The organism is Sphingomonas sp. EU05-FHT14C10, from assembly GCF_058790595.1.
Map to the genome: position 1 here is coordinate 64537 of NZ_JBYTEN010000009.1, position 16709 is coordinate 81245.

Consider the following 16709-nt stretch of genomic DNA (forward strand, 5'->3'; position numbering starts at 1 on the left):
CAGTCTCGTTTCAAAAGGAAACTGATATCGTGCCCACTCTCTTCGATCCGATTCGCATCGGCGCCATCGATGCGCCCAACCGCATCATCATGGCGCCGCTGACGCGCGCGCGATCGACGCGCGAACATGTGCCGACCGAGATCATGCAGACCTATTATGCCCAGCGCGCTGGCGCCGGGCTGATCATCAGCGAGGCGACGGGGATCAGCCGCCAGGGCCTGGGCTGGCCCTTCGCGCCCGGGCTGTGGACGCCCGAGCAGACCGAGGCGTGGAAGCCGGTGACCGAGGCGGTGCACAAGGCCGGCGGGCGGATCGTCGCCCAGCTCTGGCACATGGGGCGCATCGTCCACCCCAGCTTCCTCGACGGCGAGCTGCCCGTCTCGGCCTCGGCCACGCGGGCGCCGGGCAAGGCGCATACCTATGAAGGCCGACTGGAATATGTCGAGGCGCGGCCGATCGGCATCGACGAGATTCCCGGCGTGCTCGACGATTATGCGAATGCCACGCGCAACGCGATCGCGGCGGGGTTCGACGGCGTGCAGATCCACGCGGCGAACGGCTATTTCATCGACCAGTTCCTGCGCGACGGCAGCAATCATCGCGACGACGATTATGGCGGCAGCCCCGAAAACCGCATCCGCCTGCTCCGCGAAGTGACCGAGGCAGTGGCGAGCGTCGCGGGCGCCGATCGCACCGGCGTGCGCCTGTCCCCCAACGGCGACAGCCAGGGTGTCGACGATAGCGCGCCCGATATCGTCTTCCCGCTTGCCGCGAAGGCGCTGTCGGATATCGGCATCGCCTTCCTCGAGCTTCGCCAGCCTGGCCCCGAAGGCACGTTCGGCCGCACCGAAGTGCCCAAGCAGTCGCCGGCGATCCGCAAGGCGTTCAATGGCGTGCTCATCCTCAATTCCGATTACACGCTCGATCAGGCGCAGGATGACGTCGCCTCGGGTGCGGCGGACGCGATCAGCTTCGGCCGTCCCTTCATCGCTAACCCTGATCTGCCTGCACGGCTTGCCAGCGGCGCGGCGCTCAATGCCGATTCGATGGCGACCTGGTACAGCCAGGGGCCGGAGGGCTATATCGATTACCCGGCGCTCGAAAGCGAAGCGGCCTGAATCCAAACCCCGTTCGTGTCGAGCGCAGTCGGGCCATCGGCACGGTGCCGGTGTCTCGACTGCGCTCGGTACGAACGGGGCGTTTAGCTGATCGGCACGAATCTCACCGGCAGGCCGTCGCGCGGGCGCGGAATCGGCCAAGCCTGCCAGTCCTTGCCGCTGCCTTCGGGCAATTCGATCCGGTAGCGCGACAGCAGATGCGCCATCAGCAGGCGGATCTGCATCGTCGCGAAATGCAGACCCAGGCACATATGCGCGCCGCCGCCGAAGGGGACCCAGGCATATTTGTGCCGCCCGCGCGACGCCTCCGGCGTGAAGCGCAGCGGATCGAAACGCTGCGGATCGGGCCACAGCTCGGCCATCTGGTGCGTGTAGGCGACGCTGACGCCGACGAAAGTGCCGGCGGGAATATGATAGCCGCCGAAATCGAACGCCTTGAGCGCGCGGCGCGGCAATGACGGCACCGGCGGCACGATCCTGAGCGCTTCCTTGAAGGCATATTCGGTAAGGACCAGCTGATCGAGCCGGTCGTGCGGCACGCCCTCGTCGTGGTTGAGGCCGAGGCCGGCAATCTCCTCGCGCAGCCTTTCCTGCCACTCGGCATTGCGGCCGAGCAGCATGACAAGGCTGGTCGCCGACGAGGTGATCGTGTCGTGCGCAGCCATCATCAGGAAGTTCATATGATCGACGATCGCGTCGTCGCTCAGCGGATTGCCCTGCTCGTCGGTGGCGCGGCAGAATTGCGAGAAAAAATCTTGCCCGTCGCTAGCGCGGCGCGCGGGAATCTTGCGGCGGAACATCTCGACCAGATAAGCGCGCGCCTTCACGCCGCGGTGCATGGCGGTGCCGGGGACGGGGATGCGGATGGGCGCGACCGATGCCTGCACCTCGTCGACAAAGGCCTTGTTGATCCGGTCGGCTTCCGGCCCCAGCGGCATGCCGAGGAAGCTCTCGGCGGCCAGATCGAGCGTCAGCGCCTTGATCGCATCGTAGAAGCGCAGCGGCTGGTTCGCCCAGCCCGATACCGCCTCGCCGATGCCGCGATTGAGCGCGCCGGCATAATGGCGCATCGGCTCGGGCTTGAACGCGACTGACAGCGTGCGGCGGTCGGCGCGATGCTTCTCGAAATCCATCAGCATCAGCCCGCGCGGGAAGAGCAGGTTGAGCATCGGCCCCCAGCCCTGTTCGGACGAGAAGATCTTGTCGCGGTCGAACAGCACGAGTTCGTTCGCCTCGGGGCCGACGAGCTGAACGGTGGGGCCGCCAAAGGCGTTGTTGCGATAGACATGCCCGTAGGTCGCAACCATGCGTCGGCCGAATCCGAGAGGATCCTTCAAGATTCTCAGCGTGTTGCCGATGACGGGAAGCCCGTCCTCCCCCGGGATCGCCGCCAGGGCTCGATCGGGATTGCGCGGCAGCCAGTGGGGGTTTGCCGCGAAGCTGTGGGCATAGGCCATGTCCGACGCTCCTCTCGTTATTGACACGAGTATAAATAAGCGACGGCGCGAAAGGAAGCGGGGTCAGTCGCTCAGCCGGTCGAGCCTCGGGGTCAGCCATTCGCGCAGCTTCGTGCGCGTCTGGTTGTGCATCAGGGGCCAGAAGAGGAGCAGCGCCAGAAAGGGCATGCCCATGGCGATCGCGATACCGATCGAGAGCAGGACGACCGCCGCGATCGTCGCTGTCGTGCGGATCAGCAGGCGCTGGCCATCGGGACCGAGCACGAAATCGCGCGGCGCCTGCTCATCATAAAGCGCGGCGGTGGTGAGGATGGGCCTGCCCTGATCGTCGGTCGCGCCCCCGCAGAGCAGGCGGACGAGGGGATGGGCCGTCGACCCCGCGCGTGGGGCAGGGGCGGCGCCGGGTTTCGCCGGCTCCATGCCCCCGACGCTCTCGCCGCTCCACGTATCAATGGTGATGAGCCGCCCCTTGCGTTCGACCACGCGATATCGCGAGGCGGGCGGCTCGCTCATCTCAGGCGAAGCGTTCCTTGAGCGCCATCATCGCGAGCGCTGCCTTCGCCGCCCCGCCGCCCTTGTCGCTCTCGGTCGGCCGCGCGCGGACCAGCGCCTGCGCCTCGTTCTCGACGGTCAGGATGCCGTTGCCGATCGCCAGCCCGTCGAGCGTGAGCGCCATGATGCCGCGCGCGCTTTCGTTGGAGACGACCTCGAAATGATAGGTCTCGCCGCGGATCACGACGCCGAGCGCGACGAAGCCGTCATAGCGCCCGGTTTCGGCAGCCATCGCGATCGCGCCCGGAACCTCGAGCGCGCCGGGAACGGTGATGGTCTCGTGGATGTGGCCGGCGTCCTCGATCGCGGCGCGCGCGCCTTCGATCAGCAGGTCGTTCAGATGGTCGTAGAAGCGGGCTTCGACGATCAGGATGCGCGCCATCAATCCTCCTCGGCACAGGGTATCGGACGCTCGCCGACGATCGACAGGCCGTAACCGTCGAGGCCGATGAGCGTGTGGTGGGTGTTGGTGAGCAGGATCATGTCATGCACGCCCAGTTCGGTCAGGATCGTCGCGCCGACGCCATAGTCGCGCAGTTCTTCCATGTCGGTCGCCTGCCGCTGGCCGGCGCGCGTCTCGATCGCCATGGTGAAGGCGTCGGCGCGCGGCTTGTTGATGACGACGACGACACCGGCGCCCTCGCGCCCGATTTCCTCCATCGAACGGCGGAGCAGCGCGCCGCGCGACCCTTCCTCGCCGAACATGTCGCCGAAGGGCGACAATGCGTGCATGCGCACCAGCGTCGGCTTCTTCGGGTCGATCTTGCCTTTGACCAACGCCACCTGCTCGGTGCCGCTCGCCTTGTTCCAGAAGGTCATGGCGATCCATTCGCCGCCCCACTTGCTGGTGAAGCGGGCCTCGGCGCGCTTTTCGACCAGATGGTCGTAGCGGCGGCGATAGGCGATCAGATCGCGGATCGTGCCGATCTTGAGGCCGTGAAGCTGCGCGAAGGCGACGAGATCGTCGAGCCGCGCCATCGTGCCGTCGTCCTTCATGATCTCGCAGATCACGCCGGCGGGATTGAGGCCAGCGAGGCGCGAGACGTCGACCGCCGCCTCGGTATGGCCGGCGCGGACGAGCACGCCGCCCTCGCGCGCGACGAGCGGGAAGACATGGCCCGGCGTCACGATGTCGGTGCTGCCCTTGGACGCGTCGATCGCGACCGAGATGGTGCGCGCGCGATCGGCGGCGGAAATGCCCGTCGTCACGCCTTCTTTCGCCTCGATCGAGACGGTGAAGGCGGTTTCGTGGCGCGTGCCGTTGTTGCGGCTCATCAGATCGAGCCCGAGCTGCTCGACGCGCGGCTTCGACAGCGCGAGGCAGATCAGTCCGCGCCCGTGCGTCGCCATGAAATTGATCGCGTCGGGGGTCGCCATCTGCGCGGGAATGACGAGATCGCCTTCATTCTCGCGATCCTCGTCGTCGACGAGGATGAACATGCGGCCGTTGCGCGCCTCGTCGATAATCTCTTCGGGCGTGGACAGGAAGGCGTGGCGAAGCCGCGCGACTGCGGGTTCAGCGTCGGGCACGATATTGCTCCATGCGACCCAGATAGCGGGCCAATATGTCGATCTCGATGTTCAGATCGCGGCCGATCGCGAGATCGTCGAAGGTGGTGACCGCGGCGGTGTGCGGGATGATGTTGAGCCCGAAGGACACATCGGCGCCATGATCCTCGACGCTGTTGACGGTCAGCGAGATGCCGTCGAGCGTGATCGATCCCTTGGGCGCGATATAAGGCGCGACATCGGGGCCGGCGGTGACGGTGAGGCGGATCGAATCGCCTTCGTCGCGCAGCCCGCTGATCCGGCCGATGCCGTCGACGTGCCCGGTGACGATATGGCCGCCCAACTCGTCGCCCAGCTTCATCGCGCGCTCGAGGTTGAGGCGGCGATCCTTCTGCCACATGCCCGGCGCGGTGCGCGCGATGCTCTCGGCCGAAATGTCGACGACGAACCAGTCCGGCCCCTTTTCGACCACGGTCAGGCAGGCGCCCGAACAGGAGATCGACGCGCCGAGGTCGACCGAGGCCATGTCATAGCCGCAGGCGATGGTCAGGCGCTGGTCGCCGCGCTCTTCCACGCCGACGATGCGGCCGATGTCGGTGATGATTCCGGTGAACATTCAGGTCAGCTCCGCTGGCGCTCGTAGACCTCAAGCCGGTCGCTGCCAAGCGTCCGCGCGTCCGCGATCCGCCACCGCCCGTGCGCGGCCGAGAGATCGGCCAGCCCGATGTCGCCGATCGCGGCCCGGCCTGCGCCGATGACGATCGGCGCGCGGTAGACGATCAGCCGGTCGACAAGATCGGCGGCGAGAAAAGCGGCGCCCGCGCCCGCGCCGCCCTCGACGAGGATATGATCGACATTTTCCGTCGACGCGATGGCGGCTGGGGAAAGCAGTGCCTCCCACCCTTCGGGCGCCGGTCCGCGCGTCAGCACGGCGCGGCGCGGCGTTCGTGCTTCGAGCCCGGCGAGGCGGACGTCGAGGCGCGGTACGTCGGCCTCCAGCGTGCCGCGGCCGACGACGATCATCTCGCAGCGCGCGCGTTCGAGGTGCGCGTGGGCGCGCGCCGCATCGCCGGTGATCCAGCGGCTCGATCCGTCGGCCAGCGCGATCCGCCCGTCGAGCGAGGTGGCGAGCTTGAGCGTGACATGCGGGCGGCCGAAGCGGCGGCGCGTCAGGAAACCCTCGATCGATCGTGCGCAATCCCTTGACAGCACGCCGTCGGTCACATCGATGCCGGCGGCGCGCAGCCGGGCATAGCCTTCGCCGGCGGTACGCGGATCGGGATCGACCAGCCCGCCCACGACGCGGGCGACGCCGGCCTCGATCAGCAGGCTGGAACAGGCGGGGCCGCGCGGGCTCTGATGGGCGCAAGGCTCAAGCGTGGTGTAGCAGGTCGCGCCCCGCGCCGCCGCGCCGGCCTCGGCCAGCGCCATCGCTTCGGCGTGGGGGCGGCCGCCGGGCTGGCACCAGCCGCGCCCGATCACCCGGCCATGCCTGACGAGCAGCGCACCGACATTGGGATTGGGCGCGGTCAGCCCGCGTCCGCGCGATCCAATCGCGGCGGCGGCGGCCATGAACCGTTCGTCGGGGCTCAAAGCCCCCACCGGTTGAGCGCGTCGTCGACCTTCTTGAACTGCGCCTGGCGTTCCTTCTGGAGCGCTTCGAGCTTTTCCTGCTCGGCTTTCTTCTTGGGCTCGTCGATCTTCTGCTGCGCGCGGATCTCGGCGAGGCTGCGATCGAGCGGCCAGCTCTGGACATAAACGATGTCGCGCTTCCACGGGCGCTTCAAATCGTCGGTGTCGTAGAAGAAGGCGGTCACCACCACGATCGTCGTCGCCAGCGCGAGAAAGCCGAAGATCAGCTCATGCCGCTGGCGCCCCGACAAGAAGATGCGCAGGTCGCGGATCGCCGCCACGGGATTGAAGAAGCGCAGGAAGGTCATGGTCTCAAAGATAGGGGCAAGCGGGGTCCGATGCTACCCCGCCTGCTTAACCCCCTGTTTGGAAACGGCACCGGCCCGCTCCCCCACCCGGCCTCCCACTCAGTGTACCTTTGATGGGAGGCTGGGTGGGGGGGGTGGGCCGGTGCCGCGAAAGGCGCGCGGCGCGCCCTCCGAAGCTCGCGTCACGCCTTCATTTCGAAGCGGACGGTGAGCGTTTTCCAGCCTTCCACGGGCGCCCCGTCGCGTGTCGCGGGGCGGAACCGCCAGCGGCTCAGCGCCTGCCGCAGCGTGACGCTTGAAAAGGCGTCGTCGTCGGATGCCACTATGTCTGCGGATTTGACGCGCCCGTCGCTGCCGACGAGCACGCGGACGACGACTTTGCCCTCGCGCCCCATGCGCTGCATCGCGGGCGGATAGGGCGGCTGGAACGCGCCGGCGAAACGCGGATCGGGGCTTGCGTCGACGAGCACGGGCGGGGGTGGATCGATAGGTGTGGGCTCTATCCGCGCCTCGCTGCCGTTGTCGCTGGAGGGAAATAGCGGATCGACCGGGCGGATTATGATGTCTGGGCGGTCGGTCCTGGTCGGTTCGAGGGGCTTCGGTTGGTCAACGGGCCGCTCCGCCCGGGCATGCGATTTGGGTGGGTCGAGATTAATCGGCGGCGGCGGTGGCGGATCAGAAGGGATCAAGATCGTGGTAAGAATCGTAGGCTTCAGCTTCGGAACATAATCCCCCCGGATCAGGAGGATCGCGGCCAGCCCGGCGGCGTGGATCGCGATCGTCGCGGTGAGCGCGGTCGGGGACAGGTTTTTCCGTTGTGCGTAACCCTCTCTCTGCATGGCATCCTCCATCCATGCGGCCACCCCAAGAGCGGTAGCCGTTCAGAGACGTTACAACATAACATAATCGGAGAAAAGAGATCAGCCGCCCAACCTTCGGATGGTCTCCTCGCGGCCGATGAGCGGCAGCAGCTTGCCCATGTCCGGGCCATGATCGCGGCCGGTGAGCGCAAGGCGAAGCGGCAGAAACAGCGCCTTGCCGCCGCGCCCGGTCGCGGCCTTGGCGGCGCCGGTGATCGCGTGCCAGGGGTCGGCCTGCCAGTCGGCGTCGCGCGCGGCAGCGGCAGCGGCGGCGATCACCGGTGCGCTGTCGGGATCGGGGGCAGGCGCCTCGATCGGTCCGGTGACGATCCGCCACCAGTCGGCGGCCTCGGCGACCGTCGAAAGGTTGGGGCGCACTGCCTGCCAGCCGGCCTCGCTCATCCCGGCGGGCAGGCGGGCCGCGACCGCATCATAATCGAGCTGATGGACGATGCGTGCGCTGAGCGCCGCGAGCTCGGCATCGTCGAAGCGCGCGGGTGCGCGGCCGAAGCGCGCGAAGTCGATCCCCGCGATCAGCGGCGCCGAATCGACCAGGGGCTCGACCGGATCGGCGGTGCCGATACGCGCTAGCAGCGACAGGATCGCCTGCGGCTCGATGCCCTGTTCGCGGAACGCATCGACACCAAGCGCGCCGAGCCGCTTGGACAGCTTGCCTTCGCTGCCGACGAGCAGCGCCTCGTGCGCGAAGGCCGGGGCGGCGGCACCCAGCGCCGCGAACATCTGCAACTGCGCTGCGGTGTTCGAGACATGATCCTCGCCGCGCACGACATGCGTGATGCCCATGTCGACATCGTCGATCGCCGAGGGCAGCAGATAAAGCCACGACTCGTTGGCGCGACGGATCACCGGATCGCTGAGCAGCTTCGGATCGAAATGCTGCGGTCCACGGATCAGATCGTCCCACGCGATCGGTGCAGCATGATCGAGCTTGAAGCGCCAGTGCGGCTTGCGTCCTTCGCCCTCGAGCACTGCGCGATCGGCGTCGCTGAGATCGAGCGCCGCACGGTCATAGACGGGGGGCAGTCCGCGCCCCAGCAGGATCTTGCGTTTCAGCTCAAGCTCTTGCTGCGTCTCGTAGCAGGGGTAGACATGGCCGCCCGCGCGCAGCATTTCGAAGCGCGCCTCGTAAAGCGCGAAGCGTTCGGACTGTCGCGCCTCGCCGTCATGATCGAGCCCCAACCATTCGAGGTCGGCGCGGATCGCCTCGACGAAGCGCTCCTCCGATCGCTCGGCATCGGTGTCGTCGATGCGCAGCATGAAGCGACCGCCGGCCTTGCGCGCCCACAGCCAGTTATGGATCGCGGTGCGGATGTTGCCGACGTGCAGCCGCCCGGTCGGCGACGGTGCGAAGCGGGTGACGACGCCGGCCATCACACCGACCGGAAGGCGTTGGTGATGGGATAGCGGCGATCGCGCCCGAAATTGCGGCGGCCGAGCTTCACCCCCGGCGGCGCCTGCCGGCGCTTATATTCGGCGATGTAGAGCAGCCGCTCGATCCGGATCACCGTGTCGCGGTCGAAACCGCGCGCGACGACATCGTCGACCGACAATTCATCCTCGACCAGCCCGAGCAGGATCGGATCGAGAACGTCGTAGGGCGGCAGGCTGTCCGAATCCTTCTGGTCGGCGCGCAGTTCGGCGGTCGGCGGCTTGGTGATCACGCGCTCGGGCATCACCGGCCCGTCGGGGCCGAGCGCGAGGCGCGGGCGGTGCGCGTTGCGCCAGCGCGACACAGCGAACACCGTCGTCTTGTAGGCGTCCTTCAGCACCGAATAGCCGCCGCACATATCGCCATAGATGGTGGCGTAGCCGACGGACATCTCGCTCTTGTTGCCGGTGGTCAGCACCATGTGGCCGAACTTGTTGCTGATCGCCATTAGCGTGACGCCGCGGATGCGCGACTGGATATTCTCCTCGGTCAGGTCGCGCGGGCGGCCCTCGAACAGCGGCGCCAGCATCGCGTCGAACGCCTCGACCGCCGGCTCGATCGGCACGCTGTCGAGCTGGACGCCGAGCAGGCGCGCGCATTCGGCGGCATCTTCGAGCGATTCCGTGCCGGTGAAGCGCGACGGCATCATCACGCAGCGCACGCGATCCGCGCCCAGCGCATCGACCGCGACCGCCGCCGACAATGCGCTGTCGATCCCGCCCGACAGGCCGAGCACGACGCCCGGAAAGCGATTGGCGTTTACATAGTCGCGCAGGCCGACGAGCATGGCGTGATAAATATCGCCCGGATGCGGATCGAGCGGAGCGATCTCGCCGGGCAGGCAGCGCCAGCCGCGGCCGATGCGCTCCCACTGCGTCGTCACCAGCGTCTCTTCCCAGTCGGGCAATTGCCAGGCGATCGTCGCGTCGGCGTTCATCACGAAGGATGCGCCGTCGAACACCAGCTCGTCCTGCCCGCCGACGCGGTTGAGATAGGCGAGCGGCAGGCCGGTCTCTCCAACGCGCGCAGCGGCGATCTTGCCTGATCGCAGTTCGTCCTTGTCGATCTCATAAGGGCTGCCGTTGGGGACGATCAGCAATTCGGCGCCCTCGGCCTTCAGATGCGCGCAGACGGCGGGGAACCACATATCCTCGCAGATCGGCAGGCCGATGCGGACGCCGCGAAACGCGATCGGTGCAGGCAGGGGGCCGCTGGCGAACAGTCTTTTCTCGTCGAAGGTGCCGTAATTGGGCAGCTCGTGCTTGCGGGTTACCGCCGCGATCCGTCCGCCGTCGAGCAGCGCGAGCGCATTGTAAAGCAGCCCGTCCTCGCAGATCACCGTGCCGACGATCATCGCCGGGCCGCCGTCCGCGGTCGCCGCCGCCAGTCCGTCCAGCGCCTCGGCGGCGCGCGCGATCAGCGCGGGCTTCAGCACCAGATCCTCGGGCGGATAGCCGATCAGTTGCAGCTCGGGGAAAACCACGAGATCGGCGTCGGCTGCCCTGGCGCGCCATTCGATCATCCGCGCGGCGTTGCCGGCGATGTCGCCCACGCGCTGGCCGGCCTGGACGAGCGCGATCTTCAGACTGTCCGTCACTTGGCCGTCATACCCCGATCCGTTCGTCCCGAGCGAAGTCGAGGGACGTTTGCGCTTGCCGGAATGGTCCCTCGACTTCGCTCGGGACGAACGGAGACGGTCGGAACCAGCCGGTCGCCGCCGATCTAGGCGCGGCGGCCCGCGCGGGCAAGCGTCCCCCTTCCCCTTGCGGCGGACGCTGCTAAAGGGCATCGCGACTGAGCACCCAGAAAATGCGGGACCATCCACGATGAAGATCATGTCGGGCAATTCCAATCTGCCGCTGGCCAAGGCCATTGCGTCCTATCTGGAAATCCCGCTGACCGAGGCGGCCGTTCGCCGCTTCGCCGACGAAGAGGTCTTCGTCGAGATCCGCGAGAATGTGCGCGGCGAGGATGTCTTCGTCGTCCAGTCGACCGGCTATCCCGCCAACGACAATCTGATGGAGCTGCTGATCTGCATCGATGCGCTGAAGCGTGCATCGGCCAAGCGCATCACGGCGGTGATCCCCTATTTCGGTTATGCACGCCAGGATCGGAAGCCCGGCCCGCGCACGCCGATCTCGGCCAAGCTCGTCGCCAATCTCATCACCGTCGCGGGCGCCAATCGCGTGCTTTCGGTCGATCTCCACGCCGGGCAGATCCAGGGTTTCTTCGATATCCCGACGGACAATCTCTATGCCGCGCCGGTGATCTCGGCCGATATTCACGCGCGCTTCGGCGGCGAGAATATCATGGTCGTCTCGCCCGACGTCGGCGGCGTGGTGCGCGCCCGCGCGCTTGCGAAGCGGCTCGACAACGCCCCGCTCGCCATCGTCGACAAGCGCCGCGAGAAGCCGGGCGAAAGCGAAGTGATGAACATCATCGGCGATGTTTCGGGCCGCTTCTGCGTCCTCGTCGACGATATTGTCGATTCGGCGGGTACGCTGTGCAATGCCGCCGCTGCGCTGCGCCAGGCCGGCGCCAAGGATGTCGTCGCCTATTGCAGCCACGGCGTGCTTTCGGGCGGTGCGGTCGCACGGGTCGAAGCCTCGCAGCTCACCGAACTGGTCGTGACTGATTCGATCCAGCTGCCCGAGGGTGCGGAAGGCGCGAAGCATATCCGCATGCTGACGATCGCGCCGCTGCTTGCCGAGGCGATCAAGCGCATCGCCGACGAAAGCTCGGTGTCCTCGCTCTTCGATTGATCGCGGGCTTGCGCGCGGGAGCCATTTCCTCGCGCCGTTCGGGCTGAGCTTGTCGAAGCCCTTTGCTTTTTCTTTCGCATGCAGGGGAAAGAAGGGGCTTCGACAAGCTCAGCCCGAACGGCGGGTGGCCTTTAAAGCAGCCAGTCGAGCGCGGTCTTCGCCAGCGAATGGCTGGGCCAGGCGATGTGGATGATGGCCATCCCGACGCCCCAGGCCAGCTTCACCAGCCCGTAAAAGGCCAGCAGCACGATTGCGGCCAGCGCGACGATCAGCGTCGTGCCCGTCCTGCGGCGGATGTTGCTGGGCGAGACAGGCGCACGCGAACGCGCCCTGTAGTTTCGGTCTTCATGCCGCCCCCGGATCGCATCGATCTCGGCGCGGATATCGTCGGTCGTCGTCAGACTCCGATCAGGTCGGTGCATGCGAGCGTCCCCTTCTCGATGCGGTTCCGCAGAGTAAACGTGGCCGATGCCATTATGTAAAGTGTTAAATGGGCGCTCTGGCGGCATCGCCCGCGCTGGGCTAGGCCGGCGTCATGCTCAGTGATCGCGATATCGCCCTCGCCAACGCTCTTGCCGATGCGGCAGGCAAGGTCGTCCGCCCCTTTTTCCGCGCGCCTTTCTCGGTCGAGACCAAGGCCGATGCTTCGCCCGTCACCGAGGCCGATCGCGCCGCCGAAGCCGCGATGCGCCGCCTGATCGAGGCGGAATCGCCGCGCGACGGCATCATCGGCGAGGAATATGGCGCAAAGGAAGGGACGAGCGGGCGCACCTGGGTGCTCGATCCGATCGACGGCACGCGCAGCTTCATGGCGGGGCGGCCGATCTTCGGCACGCTGATCGCATTGCTCGTCGAGGGCTGGCCGGTGCTGGGCGTGATCGACCAGCCGGTGGGGCGCGAACGCTGGCTGGGCGTGACGGGGCAACCGACCTTGTTCAACGGCAAGCCCGTCCAGACGCGCCCGTGCCGCGAGATCGAGGCGGCGGTGCTCGCCACGACCAGCCCGCATCTCTTCGGCGAGGAGGAATCGCATCGCTTCATGGGGCTCGTCGCCACCGTCGCCCGGCGCACCCAGCCCATTTATGGCGGCGATTGCTATAATTACGGGCTGCTTGCCTCGGGCCATATCGACCTCGTCGTCGAGGCCGGCTTGAAGCTCCACGATTTCGCGGCGCTGGTCCCGGTGGTCGAGGGCGCGGGAGGGCGGATGTGCGACTGGGCGGGCGAACCGCTCGACGCCGACAGCAAGGGCGACGTGATCGCCGCCGGCGACCCGGCGCGGATCGAGGATATACTTGATGCGCTCGCACCGCACGATCATTGAGCTTGCGCGTCAGTGATTTAGCTGTATTATATAAATAATACAGTGGAGATGACGATGCTCAGCCTGCTCCTTGCCGCCGCCGCGATCCAGATTCCCGCAGAACCCGATCTGACCAGGCAGATCGCGGCCAGCGATACCGCGCTGTTCGATCTCTATTTCAACCGCTGCCAGCCCGATGTGCTGCGTACGATGGTGACGCCCGATATCGAATTCTATCACGACAAGGGCGGCGTGATATCGCGCGACGCGACCGCCTTCGTCGCCGACTATGACAAGAGCTGCCACGAGAAGCTGAAGCCCGATGCCTGGCGCTCGCGCCGCGAACTGGCGAGCGAAAGCCTGCATGTCTATCCGGTCCCCGGCTATGGCGCGATCGAGGAAGGCGACCACCGCTTCTACGAACGACAAGGCGACGGACCCGAGAAGCTGGTCGGCGAGGCGCATTTCGTAATCCTGTGGGCGCTCGCCCCCGACGGCTGGAAAATGGCGCGGACGCTCAGCTACGGCCACAAGGCGGTGAACTGAGGGCTCAGAAGATCCCGAGGAGTTTCTTCCGCTGATCCTTGCGCTCGGCCTTGTCGCTGCGCCCGCTTTCCGATTTGGCCGTGGTGCCGTGGCCGACGTCGTCGCGTGTCTTGCCCTTGGTCGTGCGTTGCCGGTCGGCGGTCGCGCCGGCAAGCACGGGGCCGCAACTCGCCGACTTCGCATCGCCGATGTCGACGAAGGCCAGCACCGCCGCCACGGGTGAGGCGACGACGCCCAGCCCGATCGCGGCGCCTGCGCGCCCGATCAATTGGCCGCTGATCGGGTTGATCCTGGGCGCCGCGAAATAGCCGCCCAGGCCGACCGGCGACTGGCCGGAGAAGAGGCTGACCTTCTTGCCGTCGGCGCGCAGCGCCATGTCGAGCGCCTCGGTCCGGAAGCTGAAGCCGCCGCGTGCGACCACGACATTCTTCTGCGTGTCGATCAGGATCGGGTCCGCCGCCGCTACGCCATCCTGCACCGTGAACGCGATCAGCCCGCAATTGATCTCGACGGGCTTCTTCAGCTTGTCCTCGAACATCTTGGTGATGAAGGTGCCGATATCGAGTTCGGCGAGCTGCGCGTTCTGCGTCCACATCGTCCCCTGCGGCACGATCACCGCGATCCGTCCGTTCGCGGTCGACAGCGAATCATGGACGGTGTCGCCGAGCCCGACCATCTGGACACGCGCCCTGACCGTGCCCGTCGTCCCGGCCTCCGCAACGCCGAAGCCCTTCAGCAACAACCCCATCGGCGTCGGCGACAGGCGGATGTCGTAGCTGGTCCTGACCGGCTTAGCACTGGCGTCGATCGCGATCTGCGACGTGACGTGCCCGCGCGCCATGTCGAAGGTCAGCGGATCGAGCGTCAGCAGTCCGTGATCGAGCGTCAGCGCCATGGCGAGGTTGGAGACCGGGAAATCCTCTGCCTTGATCCGACGCACGCTGTAGTTGACGCGTGCATCGAAACTCTTGACCGCATCCACGCGGAGCGGCGCATCGGGCAGCAGGCGCGGGCGCCCATCGACCTGTCGCACGGCGCCCTTGTTGCCCATCGCCTCCAGCCGTTTCGGGTCATAGCCGACCCACGCGCCGGCATCGACGATATCGAGCGTGTCGGAGGCCAGATCGGCGTCGATGCGCAGGCGCGGTGCGGGCATGGTGATCGTCATCTTGCCGGCCACATCGCTGCTGCCGACAAGCCCCTTCATACCGGTGAAGCGCCATTCATTGCCATGTCTGGTCAGCGCGGAGGACATGCGCCAGCCGCGCGTATCGGGCACGGCGACGCCCATGAAGCCGAAGAGATCGGCCATGTTCGGCCCGCGCACCGCGACGCGCAGCTTCGCATCCTCGATGATCGTCGTGCCTGGAAGCGTGCCCGCCACCATCATCACCGTGCCGCCCGATCGCGCGTCGAGCATGAAGCGGTTCTGCCCTCCGGCGAGCGTTTCGTTCGGCGAATCGAGCCGGCCGGCCAGCGTGAAGCGCCGGTCGCGCAGCCGCCCGTCGCCCTTGAAGCTGATCCGGTCCTGCAGCCGGTTGTCGGTCGCGCGCACAGTGTCGATGGCGATGTCGGCGGCGAGGTCCATGCGCGGGTCGATATAGCGGATGCTTGTCCCCGCGATGGCTGCGCGGCGGATCGTCGGCAGGTCCAGCGGCTTGCCGCTTGTCTGCCCGAACGTCCAGCTATTGCGCCCGTCGCGCGCCCATTCGAGGTCGATCTTGCCGCCGAACAGCTGGAACCAGTCGGCGCGGCGCTTGCCGAAGATCAGCGGGAAGGTCGGGATCCAGCTTTCGACCAGTCGCGCCTCGAACAGGCGCGGGCGGCTTGCCCATGCCGGGTTGGCGACCGCCATGTCCTCGGCGAGGAACTTGATGTCGAGCGGCGCGAAATAGAGCTGGAAATCGCCGCCGACGCTGACCTGCCGGCCAAGGCTGCGGCTGGCAAAGCGCTCGAAATAGGGTTTCAGGAAACGGCCCTTGGTGATGTAGAGCACGGCCCATAGCAGGAAGATCAGCAGCACGATCCCGGCCACCACGCGCCCCGCGATGCGTAGCGCGCGCCGCGCGGACTCGCCGCGCGATCGGTGCAGCGGGGCATCGACGGCTATGCTCGTCATGCTGTCCATGGAGAAGGCAACCCACCGGCTTCCCGCCGGTTCCCGTCGTTTCGGCCGCGCGGTTGCATTGCCCGTCGCTTTCGGTTATGCGCCCCGCCTTCATGCGATCGAGAGACTGTCCGGCTGTATGGGCTGCCGAGGCCGTCTGCAATCGTCGAACATAAGGAGACGAAAATGCCCAAGCTGAAGACCAAGAGCGGTGTGAAGAAGCGCTTCAAGCTCACCGCCACTGGCAAGATCAAGCACGGCGTCGCTGGCAAGCGTCACCGCCTGATCAGCCACAATGCGAAATATATCCGCCAGAACCGCGGCACCTCCGTCCTCGCCGACGCCGATACGGCTCGCGTGAAGGCGTGGGCTCCCTACGGCTTGAAGTAAGGAGGGCCTGACACATGGCACGAGTTAAGCGTGGTACGACCACCAAGGCGAAGCATAAGAGGATTTTGGATCAGGCGAAGGGCTATTATGGCCGTCGCAAGAACACGATCCGCATTGCGCGCCAGGCCGTCGAAAAGGCCGGCCAGTACGCCTACCGCGACCGCAAGGTTAAGAAGCGCAGCTTCCGCGCGCTTTGGATCCAGCGCATCAACGCCGCCGTCCGCGCCGAAGGCCTGACCTACGGCGTGTTCATCCACGGCCTCAAGCTCGCGAACATCGACCTCGACCGCAAGGTCCTGGCCGACATCGCGATGCACGAGGGCGAAGCCTTCAGCGCGATCGTCGCGCAGGTGAAGGCCGCTCTCCCGGAAGGCGCGCGCGTCGCGGCCTGATCGGAATAAAAAGCAGAGGATGCCTAAGGGGCGGTGGCGCTAAGCGTCGCCGCCCCTTTTCTTTATGCGCAGGCCCACGGGCGCCGCGTGCGACTCAGTCAGTCGCTTTTTCCTCGGGATCGATCGGCTTGGGCTTCGGGGCCGGCTTGCGGCGATGCTGGTTGGCGTAGAGCAAGGCGGCGACGATCGCCGCCGATCCGATACCGACGCCCGCCGCGACCCATTTGCGCTTTTCTCCGCTGTTGCGGCGGCTACCGGGCTTTTCGTCAGACATCATAATCTCCACTCAGGCTCGGCCTGTCCCCTCGCAGGCCGGGGACTCG

Annotated in this window: 19 protein-coding genes; 6 read left to right on the forward strand and 13 right to left on the reverse strand. The window is 66.8% G+C overall.

Annotation, left to right across the window (positions count from 1 at the left end):
* Positions 1-29 precede the first annotated feature (29 nt).
* Positions 30-1118, forward strand: a complete 1089-nt coding sequence (locus AC3WT0_RS10860; protein WP_492753554.1) for an alkene reductase — start codon at positions 30-32, stop codon at positions 1116-1118.
* Positions 1119-1201: 83 nt separating this feature from the next.
* Here the strand turns inward: AC3WT0_RS10860 and AC3WT0_RS10865 are convergent, their stop codons facing one another.
* From AC3WT0_RS10865 to AC3WT0_RS10910, 10 genes are all read right to left on the reverse strand, one after another.
* On the reverse strand, positions 1202-2575 hold the full coding sequence (locus AC3WT0_RS10865; RefSeq protein WP_492753555.1) for a cytochrome P450: 1374 nt from the start codon (positions 2573-2575) through the stop codon (positions 1202-1204).
* Between the two features lie 63 nt (positions 2576-2638).
* Complete coding sequence (locus AC3WT0_RS10870; protein WP_492753556.1) at positions 2639-3088, reverse strand: hypothetical protein; 450 nt, start codon at positions 3086-3088, stop codon at positions 2639-2641.
* Position 3089: 1 nt separating this feature from the next.
* Positions 3090-3509, reverse strand: coding sequence for a 6,7-dimethyl-8-ribityllumazine synthase (gene ribH / locus AC3WT0_RS10875; RefSeq protein WP_492753557.1), 420 nt, complete (start codon positions 3507-3509; stop codon positions 3090-3092).
* Positions 3509-4657 (reverse strand): 3,4-dihydroxy-2-butanone-4-phosphate synthase, encoded by a 1149-nt coding sequence (gene ribB / locus AC3WT0_RS10880; RefSeq protein WP_492753558.1) that lies wholly within the window; start codon positions 4655-4657, stop codon positions 3509-3511. Before ribB ends, ribH begins: the two co-directional genes overlap by 1 nt.
* Entirely contained in the window at positions 4644-5252 is a 609-nt protein-coding gene (locus AC3WT0_RS10885; protein WP_492753559.1) for a riboflavin synthase, read from the reverse strand. Before AC3WT0_RS10885 ends, ribB begins: the two co-directional genes overlap by 14 nt.
* A 5-nt stretch (positions 5253-5257) precedes the next feature.
* Complete coding sequence (gene ribD / locus AC3WT0_RS10890; RefSeq protein WP_492753560.1) at positions 5258-6238, reverse strand: bifunctional diaminohydroxyphosphoribosylaminopyrimidine deaminase/5-amino-6-(5-phosphoribosylamino)uracil reductase RibD; 981 nt, start codon at positions 6236-6238, stop codon at positions 5258-5260.
* Positions 6226-6576: a hypothetical protein gene (locus AC3WT0_RS10895; RefSeq protein WP_492753561.1), complete on the reverse strand. Its 351-nt coding sequence runs from the start codon at positions 6574-6576 to the stop codon at positions 6226-6228. The genes ribD and AC3WT0_RS10895 overlap by 13 nt, the downstream gene beginning before the upstream one ends.
* Before the next feature lie 182 nt (positions 6577-6758).
* Complete coding sequence (locus tag AC3WT0_RS10900; protein WP_492753562.1) at positions 6759-7427, reverse strand: energy transducer TonB; 669 nt, start codon at positions 7425-7427, stop codon at positions 6759-6761.
* 69 nt (positions 7428-7496) lie between these two features.
* Complete coding sequence (gene gltX, locus AC3WT0_RS10905; RefSeq protein ID WP_492753564.1) at positions 7497-8828, reverse strand: glutamate--tRNA ligase; 1332 nt, start codon at positions 8826-8828, stop codon at positions 7497-7499.
* On the reverse strand, positions 8828-10483 hold the full coding sequence (locus AC3WT0_RS10910) for an NAD+ synthase (RefSeq protein WP_492753565.1): 1656 nt from the start codon (positions 10481-10483) through the stop codon (positions 8828-8830). Before AC3WT0_RS10910 ends, gltX begins: the two co-directional genes overlap by 1 nt.
* 229 nt (positions 10484-10712) lie before the next feature.
* On the opposite strand from AC3WT0_RS10910, the gene AC3WT0_RS10915 reads away from it, so the two are divergent.
* Positions 10713-11648, forward strand: coding sequence for a ribose-phosphate pyrophosphokinase (locus AC3WT0_RS10915; protein WP_492753567.1), 936 nt, complete (start codon positions 10713-10715; stop codon positions 11646-11648).
* 131 nt (positions 11649-11779) lie between these two features.
* Here the strand turns inward: AC3WT0_RS10915 and AC3WT0_RS10920 are convergent, their stop codons facing one another.
* Complete coding sequence (locus AC3WT0_RS10920; RefSeq protein WP_492753568.1) at positions 11780-12070, reverse strand: hypothetical protein; 291 nt, start codon at positions 12068-12070, stop codon at positions 11780-11782.
* Positions 12071-12183: 113 nt separating this feature from the next.
* Between AC3WT0_RS10920 and hisN the strand changes: the two genes are divergently transcribed.
* A complete protein-coding gene (gene hisN, locus AC3WT0_RS10925; protein ID WP_492753569.1) occupies positions 12184-12972 on the forward strand; it encodes a histidinol-phosphatase in 789 nt (262 codons plus the stop codon).
* A gap of 54 nt (positions 12973-13026) precedes the next feature.
* Positions 13027-13497: a nuclear transport factor 2 family protein gene (locus tag AC3WT0_RS10930; protein WP_492753571.1), complete on the forward strand. Its 471-nt coding sequence runs from the start codon at positions 13027-13029 to the stop codon at positions 13495-13497.
* Positions 13498-13501: 4 nt separating this feature from the next.
* Here AC3WT0_RS10930 and AC3WT0_RS10935 read toward each other — a convergent pair whose 3' ends face one another.
* Positions 13502-15616: an AsmA family protein gene (locus tag AC3WT0_RS10935; protein ID WP_492753572.1), complete on the reverse strand. Its 2115-nt coding sequence runs from the start codon at positions 15614-15616 to the stop codon at positions 13502-13504.
* Between the two features lie 174 nt (positions 15617-15790).
* Here AC3WT0_RS10935 and rpmI point away from each other — a divergent pair, with 174 nt between their 5' ends.
* Both rpmI and rplT read left to right on the forward strand, forming a co-directional pair.
* Positions 15791-15994: a 50S ribosomal protein L35 gene (gene rpmI / locus AC3WT0_RS10940; RefSeq protein WP_492753573.1), complete on the forward strand. Its 204-nt coding sequence runs from the start codon at positions 15791-15793 to the stop codon at positions 15992-15994.
* 14 nt (positions 15995-16008) lie between these two features.
* A complete protein-coding gene (gene rplT, locus AC3WT0_RS10945) occupies positions 16009-16386 on the forward strand; it encodes a 50S ribosomal protein L20 (protein ID WP_492753574.1) in 378 nt (125 codons plus the stop codon).
* A gap of 94 nt (positions 16387-16480) precedes the next feature.
* Here rplT and AC3WT0_RS10950 read toward each other — a convergent pair whose 3' ends face one another.
* Positions 16481-16660: an isopropylmalate isomerase gene (locus tag AC3WT0_RS10950; protein WP_492753576.1), complete on the reverse strand. Its 180-nt coding sequence runs from the start codon at positions 16658-16660 to the stop codon at positions 16481-16483.
* Positions 16661-16709 lie beyond the last annotated feature (49 nt).